The organism is Sphingomonas folli, from assembly GCF_019429525.1.
Taxonomy (GTDB): Bacteria; Pseudomonadota; Alphaproteobacteria; order Sphingomonadales; family Sphingomonadaceae; genus Sphingomonas; species Sphingomonas folii.
The window spans coordinates 61,848-75,869 of sequence record NZ_JAHXZL010000001.1; the positions used below are offsets into that span (position 1 = coordinate 61,848).

Below are 14,022 nucleotides of genomic sequence, written 5' to 3' on the forward strand. Positions count from 1 at the left end.
GCTAGCTCTCGATGTGGCTCACACGTCGCGGAAGCGCTCGACCGTTCGGGCCGGGCCATCGCCAGCGGGGGCGCGCGCCGGTTCGACCGCGACCGACTCGGGCGGGTCGAAGCCGCCCTCCCATTTGGCGATCACCGCGCTCGCCACCGCGTTGCCGATCACGTTGGTCGCGGTCCGACCCATGTCGAGGAAATGGTCGATCGCGAGGATCAGCAGCAGCCCCGCCTCGGGCAGCCTGAACATCGGCAGCGTCGCCGCGATCACCACCAGGCTGGCGCGCGGCACGCCCGCGATCCCCTTGCTGGTGACCATCAGCACCAGCAGCATCGTCACCATCTGCCCCAGCGACATGTCGATGCCATAGGCCTGGGCGATGAAGAGCGACGCGAAGGTCATGTAGATCATCGAGCCGTCGAGGTTGAACGAATAGCCCAGCGGCAGCACGAAGCTGGCGATCCGCGGCGGCACGCCGAAACGGTCGAGCGCCTCGAGCATGCGCGGATAGGCTGCCTCGGACGAGGCGGTGGAGAAGGCCACCAGCAGCGGCTCGCGGACGTGGCGGATCAGCGCGCCGACGCGCGGCCCGAGGAACAGGAAGCCGATGCCGAGCAGCGCCGCCCATAGCACCAGGAGCGTGAGATAGAAGCTGCCCATGAAATACGCGAGCTGGCCGATCACGTCGGGGCCGCGTTCGGTCAGCGTGCCGGCCACCGCGGCGAATACCGCGAGCGGCGCGACGCGCATCACATAGTCGGTCACCTGGAGCATGACATGCACCAGCGCGTCGATCGCACGCACCAGCGGCGCCGCCTTCTCGCCCACCGCGGTGATGGCGACGCCCACGAAGACCGACATCACGACGATCTGCAGGATCTCGTTCTTGGCCATCGCGTCGACCATCGAGGACGGCACGATATGCGTGAAGAAGTCCTTCAGGTTGAACGCCGCGGTCTCCAGCCCGCTCGATCCGCCAGCGGCCGGCAGCGCCAGCCCGACGCCGACCCCGGGCTTGAGCAGGTTGACCATGATCAGCCCGAGCGTGAGCGACAGCAGGCTGGCCGAGATGAACCAGGCGAGGCTGCGTGCGCCGATCCGGCCGAGCGCGCGTGTGTCGCCCATCTGCGCGATGCCCGAGACCAGGGTGGCGAACACCAGCGGCGCGATGATCATCTTGATCAGTCGCAGGAACAACGTCGTGACGATCGAGAAATAGCCGGCGACCTCGGTGGCGCGCGCCGCCCCCGCGGGCGTGCCGTCGTCGAGCCACACGTTGAGCACGAGGCCCAGCACGAGGCCGAGTGCGAGCCCGACGAGGATGTAGAGGGTCAGCCGCTTGGCCATTCGTCGCTCCGGTTGATGCGCGCGCGAGGGAAGGGGATTGCGGGCACTCGGTCAAGCGCCCTAGTGCCGGCCTATGACGACGCGAAGCCCCTATCGCCCCGCCCGCCGCGACGTGCTGGCGGGCGGCGCCGCGCTGATCGCCGGCGTTGGTGCGGCATCGGCCGACGCGGCCGCGGCGGCGGTGCGCGCCGCCGCCCCCGACCTCGACGCGCTGCGCGACCTCACCGCCGACGCGCGCCCGATCGACGCCGCCGAGCGCGCCGCCCGGCTGGGACGCGCGCAGGCGCTGATGCGCGCGCACGGGATCGGCGCGGTGCTGATCGAGCCGGGGTCGAGCCTGATCTATTTCACCGGCGTGCGCTGGGGCCGTAGCGAGCGGCTCACCGCGGCGATCCTGCCGGTCGAGGGCGAGCCCTGCGTCGTCACGCCCTTCTTCGAGGAGCCGTCGGTCCGCCAGACGCTCGCGGTGCCCGCCGAGGTGCGCGTGTGGCAGGAGGACGCCGACCCGCTCGGCGTGGTCGCCGGCTTCCTGCGCGACCGCGGGCTGGCGGCGCGGCCGGTCGGGGTGGAGGAGAGCGTGCGCTATTTTGTCCACGCCGGGCTGAAGCGTGCGCTGCCCGACGCGCGCCTGGTGAGTGCCGACCCGGTGGTGCGCGGCTGCCGCATGATCAAGACCGCGGCCGAGATCGCGCTGATGCAGCGTGCCACCGACGTGACGCTCGCGGCCTATCGCTGGACCTACGCGCGCGTCGAGCGGGGCATGACGGGCCAGCAGATCGGCGCGCTGATGACCGCCGCGACCGAGAAGCTGGGCGGCGAGCCAGAGTTCGCGCTGGCGCTGATCGGCCCCGCCGCGGCGCTGCCGCACGGCAGCCGCGAGGTGATCCGCGTCGCCGACGGGCAGGTGGTGCTGATGGACTGTGGCTGCACCGTCCAGGGCTACCAGTCCGACGTGTCGCGCACCTGGGCGCACGGCAGCGCCTCGTCCGAGCAGCGGCGCGTGTGGGATCAGGTGAAGGCGGGGCAGGCGCTGGCGTTCCGCACCGCGCAGGTGGGCGTCGCGGCGGGCGCGGTGGACGACGCGGTGCGCGGCTCTTACGAGCGGCTCGGCTACGGCCCGGGTTATCGGTTGCCGGGCCTGTCGCACCGCACCGGGCACGGGATCGGCATGGACGGGCACGAGCCCGTCAACCTCGTCCACGGCGAGACGACGCGGCTCGCGCCCGGGATGTGCTTCTCGGACGAACCGGGGCTCTACCTGCCGGGCAAGTTCGGCGTGCGGCTCGAGGATTGCTTCCACGTCACCGCCGAGGGGCCGCGCTGGTTCAGCGAGCCGCCCGAGTCGATCGAGCGGCCCGTCTGAGGCGTCAGGCGGCGGCGTGCGCGTCGGCGCGGCGACGGCGGCGGATCGCGGCACCGGCGAGACCGAAGCCCAGCACCATCATCGCCCAGGTCGCGGGCTCGGGCACCGCGGCGCCGAACGGCGTGTAGTCGTAGCTGAGCGTGTAGCGGACCGTGCCACACATATCGTCGTCGTTGAACGGCGGCAGCGGGCCGTCGCTACCGAGACGGCAGGCGCCGGAGGCGGGGATCGGCCGGACGTTGGCGGGAAGGTTGGTGAGGGCGGTGCCCGCCGGATCGCCGTAGAAGCCGTTGTCGAAGCCGTTGAAGTAGACTCGGCGGTTGCTGACGAACAGCGCGGGATCGAACGTGGTGGAGCCCGATCCGCTGGCACTGACCTGAAAATAGCCGTAGTCGGAGGACGGACCGGTGCGGAAGGTCACGTCGCTGCTGCCCGCGCCGGTGATCGCCACGGTGAAGCCCGGCGTGCCGAAGTTGCTGCTGCCGAGACCCCAGCTGCTGTCGACGGTCCAGCCCACGGACGCGGTGCTGCCGACGAGCGACCCCGCGGGCGCGGTGAGGATCCAGACTCTGTATTTCTGCACGCTGACGTCGAGCGTGACCTTGTTCAGCGTGCCGAGCGTCGCGTCGAACCCGGGGATGCCGAGCATGATCGACTCGGTATCACCGGCGACGATCGTCGCCGCCGAGGCGCCCAGCGGCGCGAGCGCAGCACCGGCCGCCGCGGCGAGAAGCCACTTTCGTACGTTCATGTCGTGAAACCCCCTGCTCCTGTGCGCCGGCTCTACCCGTTAACCCTAAATTCACAAAGAGGCTGGCTCTGTCCCAAAGCGGGATCGGGCGCGAGCGTTGCCGCTTTGCAACGCCCGAGGCTAGGCAGCGCCGCCCCGGGCGATTAAGTCACCCCGCCATGAGCTCCACCAGCATCACCTCGACCAACGACCTCCGTCGCTCGTTCCTCGACTATTTCGGCGGCAGCGGGCATCGCATCGTGCCCTCGGCGCCGCTGGTCCCGCAGAACGACCCGACGCTGATGTTCGTCAACGCTGGCATGGTGCCGTTCAAGAACGTGTTCACCGGGCTGGAGACGCGCCCCTACACCACCGCGACCAGCGCGCAGAAATGCGTCCGCGCCGGCGGCAAGCACAACGACCTCGACAATGTCGGCTACACCGCGCGCCACCACACCTTCTTCGAGATGCTCGGCAATTTCTCGTTCGGCGACTATTTCAAGGAGCAGGCGATCACGCACGCGTGGACGCTGCTGACGAAGGAATGGGGGCTGCCCGCCGACAGGCTGACCGCCACCGTCTTCCACACCGACGACCAGGCGTTCGACCTGTGGAAGAAGATCGCGGGCCTGCCCGACCATCGCATCATCCGCATCCCCACCAAGGACAATTTCTGGGCGATGGGGTCGGACGGGCCGTGCGGGCCGTGTTCCGAGATCTTCTACGACCACGGCGACCACATCCCCGGCGGACCGCCGGGCAGCCCGGACGAGGACGGCGACCGTTTCGTCGAGATCTGGAACCTCGTCTTCATGCAGTTCGTGCAGGAGGCGGACGCGATCGTCGGCGACCTGCCGCGCCCGTCGATCGACACCGGCATGGGGCTGGAGCGCGTGGCCGCGGTGATGCAGGGCGTCCACGACAATTACGACACCGACACGTTCAAGGCGCTGATCGCCGCCTCCGGCGCGCTGACTCACACCGCGACGACCGGCGACAACCAGGCGAGCCATCGCGTCATCGCCGATCACCTGCGCTGCTCGGGCTTCCTCGTCGCCGACGGCGTGCTGCCCGCCAACGAGGGCCGCGGCTATGTGCTGCGCCGGATCATGCGCCGCGCCATGCGCCACGCGCACCTGCTCGGCGCCAAGGAACCGCTGATGCACCGCCTGGTGCCCGCGCTCGTCGCCGAGATGGGAGCGGCCTATCCCGAGCTGGTGCGCGCCCAGCCGCTGATCGAGGCGACGCTGCAGCAGGAGGAGACTCGCTTCCGCCAGACGCTGGAGAAGGGGCTGCGCCTGCTCGACGACGCCACCGGCGGGATGCGGCCGGGCGACACGCTCGCGGGCGAGACCGCGTTCAAGCTCTACGATACCTTCGGCTTCCCCTATGATCTCACCGAGGACGCGCTGCGCGCGCAGGGCTATCGCGTCGACCGCGCCGGGTTCGACGCGGCGATGGCCGAGCAGAAGCGTGCGGCCCGCGCGGCGTGGAAGGGCTCGGGCGCCAAGGCCTCGGACGAGCTGTGGTTCGACCTCGCCGACCAGTTCGGCGCGACCGAGTTCACCGGCTATGCCAGCGAGAGCGGCGAGGGGGTGGTCCTCGCGCTGGTGAAGGACGGCGCGCGGGTCGAGGTCGCCGCCGCGGGCGATCAGGTCGACGTGATCGTCAACCAGACCCCCTTCTACGGCGAGAGCGGCGGCCAGGTGGGCGACGCGGGCACGCTGGCCACCGACGCGGGCACCGCGGCGCGCGTCACCGACACGTCGAAGCAGCTCGGCAAGCTCTGGGTCCACCACGCCACGCTCGACTCGGGTGAGCTGGCGGTCGGCGACACGGTGCGGCTGACGGTGGATCACGCGCGGCGCGGCGCGATCCGCGCCAACCACTCCGCCACCCACCTGCTGCACGAGGCGCTGCGCCAGCGGCTCGGCGGGCATGTCGCGCAGAAGGGTTCGCTGGTCGCGCCCGAGCGGCTGCGCTTCGACGTCTCGCACCCCAATGCGATGACGCCGGCCGAGCTCGCCGAGGCCGAGAGGGCGGTGAACGCGCAGATCCGCGGCAACGGCGCGGTCGAGACGCGGCTGATGACCCCCGACGACGCGATCGCGATGGGCGCCATGGCGCTGTTCGGCGAGAAATACGGCGACGAGGTGCGCGTCGTGTCGATGGGGCGCGAGGATGACGGCGAGACCTACTCGATCGAGCTGTGCGGCGGCACGCACGTCGGCGCGCTCGGCGACATCGGCCTGTTCAAGATCGTCGGCGAGAGCGCGGTGTCGAGCGGCGTCCGCCGCGTCGAGGCGCTGACCGGCGAGGCGGCGCGGGCCTATCTGTCCGCGCGCGACGAGACGCTGCGCGCGGTGGCGGCGTCGCTGCGCACCACGCCCGACGAGGTGCCCGCGCGAGTCACCGCGCTGCTCGACGAGCGGCGCCGGCTCGAGCGCGAGCTCGCCGAGGCGAAGAAGGCGCTGGCGCTGGGCGGCGGCGCCGGCGGTGCGCCCGCGGGGCCCGAGCAGGTCGGCGACGTGGCGTTCGTCGGCCAGGTGCTCGACGGCTTCGACGCCAAGGGCCTGCGCGGCGCGGTCGACGAGGCCAAGCAGCGCGTCGGCTCGGGGGTGGCGGCGGTGATCGCGGTCAACGACGGGCGCGCCTCGGTCGCGGTCGGCGTGACCGAGGACCTGGTGGCGCGCTTCAACGCGGTCGAGCTGCTGCGCCGCGCGGTCGCGGCGCTGGGCGGGCAGGGCGGCGGCGGTCGTCCCGACATGGCGCAGGGCGGCGGGCCGGACGGGTCGCAGGCGGCCGAGGCACTCGCCGCGATCCGCGCCGTGCTGGAAGAGGCGACCGCGGCAGCGTGACCGGCCGCGAGCGTGCCGCCTGCCGCCTCTGAGCTCCTGCATGCGTAGGAGCACGGCGCGGCGATCGGGGGTGGTGGAGAAGCGGGGAAAGCGTCGCTTGCCCCCCGGGCGCCACCCGCCGGATTGTCTCAGCCGTCACCTTCTGCTGTATCGTCGCGCGATGAACCGCACCTCCGCCGCGAGTCTGCTCGCGCTCGCCGCCGCCGCGCTCGCCCCTCCCGCCGTCGCGCGCCAGCTCACCATCGACGACGTCACGATGCTCAGCCGCGTCGGCGCGCCCACCCTGTCCGACGACGGGCGCTGGCTCGTCTGGGCGCAGCGCGAGACCGACTTCGACGCCGACCGCGGCCGCTACGACCTGTGGCGGCTCGACCTCTCGCGCCCCGGCGCGGCGCCCGAGAAGCTCGCCGCCGACCCGAAGCTCGACGAGAACGACCCGCAGATCGTCGGCACCACGGTCTATTTCACCGCCGACGACGCGATCTGGTCCGTGCCCCTCAGCGGCGGCACGCCGCGCCGGCTCACCGACTTCAAGGGCGGCTTCGGCGGCTTCAAGGTCGCGCCGACCGGCGACAAGCTCGTGGTCTGGGCCGACCGCAACCCCGGCGCGCCCACGCTGGAGCTGCCGATGGTCAAGCGCCGCGCCGACGCTGGCGCCGGCCGCACCTACGACCAGCTGTTCGTGCGCCACTGGGACACCTGGGCGGACGGCACCCGCTCGCAGCTGTTCGTGCTGCCGCTCACCGCGCAGGGCGCGCGCGGCAACGGGCGCTCGGTGATGGGCGGGCTGGTCGGCGACACGCCGTTCAAGCCCTATGGCGGCGGCGAGGAAGTGAGCTGGAGCCCTGAGGGCCGCACGCTCTATTTCGCGCTGCGCGAGGCGGGACGGATCGAGCCGCTGTCGACCAACCTCGACGTCTTCCAGGTGCCCGCCGACGCGAGCGCCGCGCCGACGAACCTCACCGCCGCCAACCGCGCCACCGACACGCAGCCGAGCGTCTCGCCCGATGGTCGCACGCTGGCCTATCTCGCGATGCGTCGCCCCGGCTACGAGGCCGATCGCTACGTGCTGACGCTGCGCGACCTCGCCACCGGGCGCTCGACCTCGCTGACCGAGCGCTGGGACCGCTCGATCGGCTCGCTGCGCTGGGCGCCGGACTCGCGCTCGCTCTTCGTCACCGCGGAGGACACGCAGGAGACCCCGCTGTGGCGCGTCGACGCCGCGAGCGGGCAGGTCACGCGCCTGACCGAGCAGGGCAATGTCGCCGCGGTGGCGGTCGGCGCGCGCGGCGCGGTGGTGGCGATGAACAGCCTCACCGCACCCGACGACTTCTACCGGGTCGCGCCCGGCCGCGCGCCCCAGCGGCTCACCAGCGTCAACGCCGCCAGGCTCGCCGGCATCGACATGCCCGCGGTCGAGCGGTTCAGCTTCAAGGGCGCCAACGACGACACCGTCTGGGGCTATGCGGTGCGTCCGGCGGGCAGCACCGGCAAGCTGCCGATCGCCTATATGGTCCATGGTGGGCCGCAGGGGTCGAGCAACAACAGCTGGTCCTATCGCTGGAACCCGGCGGTGTTCGCGGGCGCGGGCTACGCGCTGGTGGCGGTCGATTTCCACGGCTCCACCGGCTACGGCCAGGCCTTCACCGACGCGATCCGCGGCAATTGGGGCGGCTGGCCGCTAGAGGACCTGCAGAAGGGGCTCGCCGCGGCGACCGCCAGGTTCGACTGGATGGACGGCGGCAATGCCTGCGCGCTTGGCGCGAGCTACGGCGGCTATATGATGAACTGGATCGAGGGGCGCTGGCCCGATCGCTTCAAGTGCATCGTCCAGCACGACGGCGTCTTCGACGCGCGCGCGATGGCGTACGAGACCGAGGAGCTGTGGTTCGACGAGTGGGAGCACGGCGGCAAGGCCTATTTCGAGGACCCGCAGGCGTTCGAGAAGTGGAACCCGGTCAACTATGTCGAGCGCTGGAAGGCGCCCCAGCTGGTGATCACCGGCGAGAAGGACTTCCGCATCCCCTATACGCAGGGGCTGGCGGCCTTCACCGCGCTGCAACGGCGCGACATCCCGTCGCGGCTGCTGGTTTTCCCGGGCGAGAACCACTGGGTGCTCAAGCCCAAGGACTCGCGTCAATGGTACCGCGAGGTGATCGGCTGGATGAACCGCTGGACCGGCCGCGCGGCGCAGTGAGGGGCAGGGCGGAGGAACGAGCGAGGCTAACCTGGGTTGGTAGAAGCACCCGTCCAGGAGAGTGAAGATGTACGCTGCCCCGATCCGCTACCGCCCCGAGCTCGAGCAGGTGAAGCCCGACGAGGCGGATACGGTCGCGCAGCTCAACGCGACGTTCGACAAGATCCTGGAGACCACGCACGAGGATTACGGCCACGCCGTCCGCGCCGTGCATGCCAAGGCGCATGGCGTGCTCGAGGGGACGCTGACGATCGACGCCGACCTGCCGCCCGAGCTGGCGCAGGGCCTGTTCGCGACGCCGGGCGAGCATCGCGTGATGATGCGGCTCTCGACCAACCCGGGCGACATCCTGGACGACGCCATCTCGCTGCCGCGGGGGCTGGCGATCAAGGTGTTCGACGTCGACGGCGAGCGGCTGCCCGGCGCGGAAGGGCGCACGCAGGACTTCGTCATGGTCAACGGCAAGGTGTTCCAGGCCAAGGACGCTGACAAGTTCCTCGGCAGCCTCAAACTGCTCGCACCGACCACCGACGCGATCGAGGGCGGGAAGAAGATGCTGTCCGCGGTGCTGCGCGGGATCAGCAGCGCGATCGGGGCGGTCGGGATCGAGAGCCCGGCGATCAACTCGCTCGGCGGCGCGCCCAACGTCGACCCGGTCGGCGAGACCTATTACAGTGTGACGCCGTTCCGCTACGGTGACCTCGTCGCCAAGTTCAGCCTGCGGCCGATCGCGCCGGGGCTGCGCGCGCGAAAGGGCGACATCATCGAGACCGACGGTGAGCGCGACGCGATCCGCCGGACCGTCCAGGAGGACCTGCGGGACACCGACGGCGAGTGGGAGTTCCGCGTCCAGCTCGCCCGCGACGAGTCACGGCAGCCGATCGAGGACCCGACGGTCGAGTGGGACGAGGAGGAGGCGCCGTTCCAGCGTGTCGGGGTGATCCGCACCAAGGCGCAGGACAGCTGGGACGCGGCACGGGTCGAGCAGGTCAACGAGCAGATGCGCTTCAGCGTCTGGACCGGCCTTGCCGCCCATCGGCCGCTCGGCAACATCAACCGCGCGCGCCGCGACACGTATGAGCGTTCGGCCGAGTTCCGCGCGCGTGCCAACCGCTGCCCGATCCACGAGCCGGGTTGAGCCGGGGACCTTAGCCTCTCGTTAACCTCAAGCTTCTAGCCATTTCCTCACATGAATGAGGAAAACCGGGTGCGCGAGGGGCCGTTGTGGGACGCGATCAAGCGATCGCAGCTGGTGATCGAGTTCGCGCCCGACGGCACGATCACCTGGGTGAACGAGCGCTTCCTCCAGGCGATGGGGTATGGCGCGCGCGAGGTCGAGGGGCGGCACCATCGGCTGCTATGCCCCGCCGCCTTCGCCGACTCCCCCGACTATGCCGCGCTCTGGCACGCGCTCGCGCAGGGCAAGCACCAGAGCGGCCTGTTCGAGCGGGTCGCGCGCGACGGTAGCGCGGTGTGGCTGCGCGCGGTCTACACGCCGATCACCGACGACAGCGGCGCGGTCGAGCGGATCGTCAAATTCGCCAGCGACGTCACCGCGGAGGTGAACCTCGCCGACGAGGTCGAGCTGCGGCTGAGCGAGAGCCTGCGCTACCGCGGCGAGGCCGAGGTCGATCGCGGCAAGATGGAAGCGTTGATCGAGCAGCTCGGCAGCGTGGTCGACGCCATCGCCGGCATCGCGGCGCAGACCAACCTGCTCGCGCTGAATGCCTCGATCGAGGCGGCGCGCGCGGGCGACGCGGGGCGCGGCTTCGCGGTGGTCGCCGCTGAGGTGAAGAAGCTGGCGGGCGACACCCAGGCGGCGACTCTGCGCGCGCGCCAGATGATCGCGGCGTAGCGAGCGGCGCGCCCCTGGAGCCCGACTCACCGGGGTTTAAGTGGGCTTCGGCTAAGGCCGGAGCCAAGCTCCCTGGGAACGACGCGCGTGGCTCTGGGCTCCTGCCCGCGCAGGAGCACGCCCGCCCGTCGGACGTGGCGCATCCCTCTCATCGATCGGCGTCGATCCCCCCTCGCTGCCGCCGCCGGATCAGGCCCTCCTGCGCCACGCTCGCCACCAGCCGCCCGTCACGCGCGTAGATCGCGCCGCGGTTGTATCCGCGTCCGCCGCCGGCCCAGGGACTGTCCGACGCGTACAATAGCCACTCGTCCACCCGCGCCGGGGCGTGCAGCCACAGTGCATGGTCGAGGCTGGCGGTCTGCATCCCGGGCGTGGTCCAGCTCACCCCGTGCGGCAGCATCGCGGTGCTGAGCAGCGCGGTGTCGCTGGCATAGGCGAGCAGCGCGCGGTGCACCGCCGGATCGTCGCCGAGCGGTGCCACCGCGCGGAACCAGCTGTGCTGCACCGGCTCGCGCGGTGCGGGATCGGTCCAGCGCCGCGGCGCGACGGGGCGGAACTCGATCGGCCGCTCGCGCAGCAGCGCGGCGCGCCAGCGCTCGGGAATGCTCTCGCGCTGCTCGATCCGCCACTCGCGCTCGCTCCGCAGCGTCTCGGGACCGGGCACCTCGGGCATCGGCGCCTGGTGGTGGAAGCCTTCCTCCTCGCGCTGGAACGAGGCGGTGAGCGTCAGGATCGGCCGCTCGTCCTGCCACGCCACGACGCGGCGCGTGGCGAAGCTGGCACCGTCGAAGTCGCGGGTCACGCGATAGTCGATCGGCGCCGCCTCGGACCCCGGCCGCATGAAATAGCCGTGGAGCGAGTGCGCCGCGCGGCCGGCGACCGTGCGCTGCGCTGCCTGGAGCGCCTGCGCCACGACCTGACCGCCGAACACTCGCCCGATCCCGCCGGTCGAGCGGCGCCCGCGGAACAGGTCGACGTCGACCGCGACGACGTCGAGCAGGTCGACGAGGTCGGCGACGAGTGCCGCCGGCGTTGCCTCCTCCATCGCGCGGGTCAGTAGCCGGCGGCGCGCGCGAGCCGTTCGGCGTGATAGTGCGCGTCGCCGAACATCTCGGCGAGCACGCGCGCGCGCTTCATGTAGAAGCCGACGTCATATTCGTCGGTCATGCCGATCCCGCCGTGCATCTGCACGCTCTCCTGCACCGACAGCGTGGTCGCCAGCCCGGTCATCGCCTTGGCGACGGAGACCGCCTCGTCGGCGGCGTCGCTGCCGGCGTCGAGCAACTGCTGTGCCTTGAGCAAAGCGGCGCGCGCCACCTCCATCTCGCTGTAGAGATGCGCGGCACGGTGCTGGAGCGCCTGGAAGCTGCCGATCGGCACGCCGAACTGCTTGCGCTGCTTGAGATAAGCGATCGTCATGTCCATCGCGCCGGCGCCGACTCCGACCAACTCGGCCGCCGCGCCGGTGCGCCCGGCACGCAGCGCGCGGTCGAGCACGGCGCGGCCGGCGTCGACCTCGCCGAGCACCGCGTCGGCGTCGACCGTGACGTCCTCCAGCGTCAGCCGAGCGGCGACGCTGGAGTCGGCGAGCCGCTCGGGTGTGGCGTCGAGGCCCGGCGCGTCGCGCGGCACCGCGAACAGCGTGACCCCCTCGGCGTCGTCGTCCGCGCCCGCGGTGCGCGCGGCGATGATCAGCACGTCGGCGACATGGCCGTGGGTGACGAACTGCTTGGCACCAGACAGGCGGAAGCCGTTGCCCTCGCGCTCGGCGCGGAGCGCGACGCGGTCGCGGTGCTTGGCGCCCTCGTCGATCGCGAGCGCGGCGACGGTCTCGCCGGCGAGGATACCCGGGTACCAGCGCTCGGCCTGCGCGCCGCCGCGCAGCGCCTCCACCGCGGCGACCGCGGTGGTGAGGAAGGGGGAGGGCGACAGGTTGCGTCCGATCTCCTCGAGCACCACCCCCGCCTCGACGTGGCCGAGCCCGAGCCCGCCCTGCTCCTCGCCGATCAGGATGCCGGTGAAGCCCATCTCGGCGAACTGCTTCCATAGGTCGCGCGAGAAGCCGGCCGGGTCGCCGGCGTCGCGCAGGCGGCGCAGGTGGGAGACGGGGGCGTGCTCGGCGACGAAGTCCCTGGCGGTGTCGCGGAGCATCGTCTGTTCGTCGTTGAGGTAGAGCGGCATGGTCGGACTCCTTTCTCCCTCTCCCGTGGGGAAAGGGGCGGGGTGGGGGTGAGGCGCGGTGGCGCTTCCTCTCACCCTCACCCTTCCGCCGCGCTGGCGCGCGGCTCCTTCCCTCTCCCGTCGGGAGAGGGTCTATGGCTCACGCCCCCGGCAGCTCGAGGATACGCTTGGCGACGATGTTGAGCTGGATCTCGCTCGTCCCGCCCTCGATCGAATTGGCCTTGGTGCGCAGCCAGGCGCGCGCGCCCGCGCCGCCGCGCGACCGCTCACTCTCCCACTCGAGCGCGTCCGACCCACCCGCCGCCATCATCAACTCGTGGCGCGCCTTGTTCAGCTCGGTGCCGACGTACTTCATCATGCTCGGCTGCGCGGGATGCGCGCGGCCCGCCTTGAGCTCGTCGATGAAGCGCTCCGACATCGCCGCGAACGCCCTGGCGCGGACCTCGAACAAAGCGATCTGCGCGCGCAGCAGCGGGTCGGCGAGGCGGCCGTCGTGGTCGAGCCCGACCGTCGCGATCGCGCCCTCCACCAGCGGGTTGCGCCCGCCGCTCGCCAGCCCCATGCCGCTGATCATCTCGCGCTCGTGGCCGAGAAGATATTTGGCGACGTCCCAGCCCTTGTTCTCGTCGTGCACGCGGTTGGCCTTGGGCACCTTCACGTCGTCCATGAAGGTCTCGCAGAAGGGCGAATAGCCGCTGATCAGCAGGATCGGCTTGGTCGAGACCCCGGGCGAGTCCATGTCGAACAGCACGAAGCTGATCCCGCCCTGCTTCGATTCCTTGCTCGTCCGCACGAGGCAGAAGATCCAGTCGGCCTTGTCGGCATAGCTGGTCCACACCTTCTGGCCGTTGACGACATAATGGTCGCCCGCGTCCACGGCGCTGGCGGCGAGGCCGGCGAGGTCGGAACCGGCGTTGGGCTCGGAATAGCCCTGGCACCAGCGGATCTCACCGCGCGCGATCCTCGGCAGATGCTCCCGCTTCTGCGCCTCGGTGCCATATCGGAGCAGCGCCGGGCCGAGCATCGAGATGCCGAACGAGTTGAGCGGGTTGCGCGCGCGGATCGCGGCCATCTCCTCGCGCAGCACCTTGGTCTCGGCCGGGGAGAGCCCGCCCCCGCCATAGTCCTTGGGCCAGTCGGGGACGGTCCAGCCGCGCTCCGCCATCGCCCTGAGCCAGCGCGCCTGCGGCGGGTTGGCCGCGGGATCGTAGCGCCGGCCGCCCCAGCAGATGTCGGTGTCGGCGCGGACCGGCTCGCGCATCTCGGGCGGGCAGTGTTCGGCCAGCCAGGCGCGGGTCTCGGCGCGGAAGGTGTCGAGGTCGGTCATCGGCGGGTCCTCGCTTGAGACATAAGTGGGTCGCGGACGGCGGCCGTACAGTCGAGGGCGGCGGTGCCGACCGCCGCCGTCATCCCGGACGTGTTCCGGGATGCACCGTGCCGCTTACTCAGGCGTGGCGGCGCGTGCGGGACAGTGGATCCTGAAACGAGTTCAGGATG

Annotated in this window: 10 protein-coding genes; 5 read left to right on the top strand and 5 right to left on the bottom strand. The window is 71.3% G+C overall.

Annotated features, from left to right (window positions below):
* Positions 1-18: 18 nt before the first annotated feature.
* Complete coding sequence (locus tag KZ813_RS00280) at positions 19-1,341, bottom strand: dicarboxylate/amino acid:cation symporter (RefSeq protein WP_219753005.1); 1,323 nt, start codon at positions 1,339-1,341, stop codon at positions 19-21.
* Positions 1,342-1,414: 73 nt separating this feature from the next.
* On the opposite strand from KZ813_RS00280, the gene KZ813_RS00285 reads away from it, so the two are divergent.
* Complete coding sequence (locus KZ813_RS00285) at positions 1,415-2,704, top strand: M24 family metallopeptidase (RefSeq protein ID WP_219753006.1); 1,290 nt, start codon at positions 1,415-1,417, stop codon at positions 2,702-2,704.
* A gap of 4 nt (positions 2,705-2,708) precedes the next feature.
* On the opposite strand, the gene KZ813_RS00290 is transcribed toward KZ813_RS00285, so the two are convergent.
* On the bottom strand, positions 2,709-3,455 hold the full coding sequence (locus tag KZ813_RS00290) for a PEPxxWA-CTERM sorting domain-containing protein (protein WP_219753007.1): 747 nt from the start codon (positions 3,453-3,455) through the stop codon (positions 2,709-2,711).
* A gap of 173 nt (positions 3,456-3,628) precedes the next feature.
* Here KZ813_RS00290 and alaS point away from each other — a divergent pair, with 173 nt between their 5' ends.
* From alaS to KZ813_RS20315, 4 genes are all read left to right on the top strand, one after another.
* Positions 3,629-6,292, top strand: coding sequence for an alanine--tRNA ligase (alaS, locus tag KZ813_RS00295; RefSeq protein ID WP_219753366.1), 2,664 nt, complete (start codon positions 3,629-3,631; stop codon positions 6,290-6,292).
* A gap of 160 nt (positions 6,293-6,452) precedes the next feature.
* Positions 6,453-8,489: a S9 family peptidase gene (locus tag KZ813_RS00300; protein WP_219753008.1), complete on the top strand. Its 2,037-nt coding sequence runs from the start codon at positions 6,453-6,455 to the stop codon at positions 8,487-8,489.
* Between the two features lie 67 nt (positions 8,490-8,556).
* A complete protein-coding gene (locus KZ813_RS00305) occupies positions 8,557-9,627 on the top strand; it encodes a catalase family protein (protein WP_219753009.1) in 1,071 nt (356 codons plus the stop codon).
* 51 nt (positions 9,628-9,678) lie between these two features.
* Entirely contained in the window at positions 9,679-10,344 is a 666-nt protein-coding gene (locus tag KZ813_RS20315) for a methyl-accepting chemotaxis protein (protein ID WP_219753010.1), read from the top strand.
* A 148-nt stretch (positions 10,345-10,492) separates the two neighbouring features.
* Here the strand turns inward: KZ813_RS20315 and KZ813_RS00315 are convergent, their stop codons facing one another.
* The 3 genes from KZ813_RS00315 to KZ813_RS00325 form a co-directional block, all read right to left on the bottom strand.
* Positions 10,493-11,389, bottom strand: coding sequence for an acyl-CoA thioesterase (locus KZ813_RS00315; protein ID WP_219753011.1), 897 nt, complete (start codon positions 11,387-11,389; stop codon positions 10,493-10,495).
* An 8-nt stretch (positions 11,390-11,397) separates the two neighbouring features.
* Entirely contained in the window at positions 11,398-12,525 is a 1,128-nt protein-coding gene (locus KZ813_RS00320; RefSeq protein WP_219753012.1) for an acyl-CoA dehydrogenase family protein, read from the bottom strand.
* Positions 12,526-12,664: 139 nt separating this feature from the next.
* On the bottom strand, positions 12,665-13,852 hold the full coding sequence (locus KZ813_RS00325) for an acyl-CoA dehydrogenase family protein (RefSeq protein WP_219753013.1): 1,188 nt from the start codon (positions 13,850-13,852) through the stop codon (positions 12,665-12,667).
* Between the last annotated feature and the right edge of the window lie 170 nt (positions 13,853-14,022).

What these genes read in the sequence shown, in the direction of transcription:
- KZ813_RS00280 (WP_219753005.1), bottom strand. Translation starts at nt 1,341, where the DNA reads ATGGCCAAGCGGCTGACCCTCTACATCCTCGTCGGGCTCGCACTCGGC.
- KZ813_RS00285 (WP_219753006.1), top strand. Translation starts at nt 1,415, where the DNA reads ATGACGACGCGAAGCCCCTATCGCCCCGCCCGCCGCGACGTGCTGGCG.
- KZ813_RS00290 (WP_219753007.1), bottom strand. Translation starts at nt 3,455, where the DNA reads ATGAACGTACGAAAGTGGCTTCTCGCCGCGGCGGCCGGTGCTGCGCTC.
- KZ813_RS00300 (WP_219753008.1), top strand. Translation starts at nt 6,453, where the DNA reads ATGAACCGCACCTCCGCCGCGAGTCTGCTCGCGCTCGCCGCCGCCGCG.
- KZ813_RS00305 (WP_219753009.1), top strand. Translation starts at nt 8,557, where the DNA reads ATGTACGCTGCCCCGATCCGCTACCGCCCCGAGCTCGAGCAGGTGAAG.
- KZ813_RS20315 (WP_219753010.1), top strand. Translation starts at nt 9,679, where the DNA reads ATGAATGAGGAAAACCGGGTGCGCGAGGGGCCGTTGTGGGACGCGATC.
- KZ813_RS00315 (WP_219753011.1), bottom strand. Translation starts at nt 11,389, where the DNA reads ATGGAGGAGGCAACGCCGGCGGCACTCGTCGCCGACCTCGTCGACCTG.
- KZ813_RS00320 (WP_219753012.1), bottom strand. Translation starts at nt 12,525, where the DNA reads ATGCCGCTCTACCTCAACGACGAACAGACGATGCTCCGCGACACCGCC.
- KZ813_RS00325 (WP_219753013.1), bottom strand. Translation starts at nt 13,852, where the DNA reads ATGACCGACCTCGACACCTTCCGCGCCGAGACCCGCGCCTGGCTGGCC.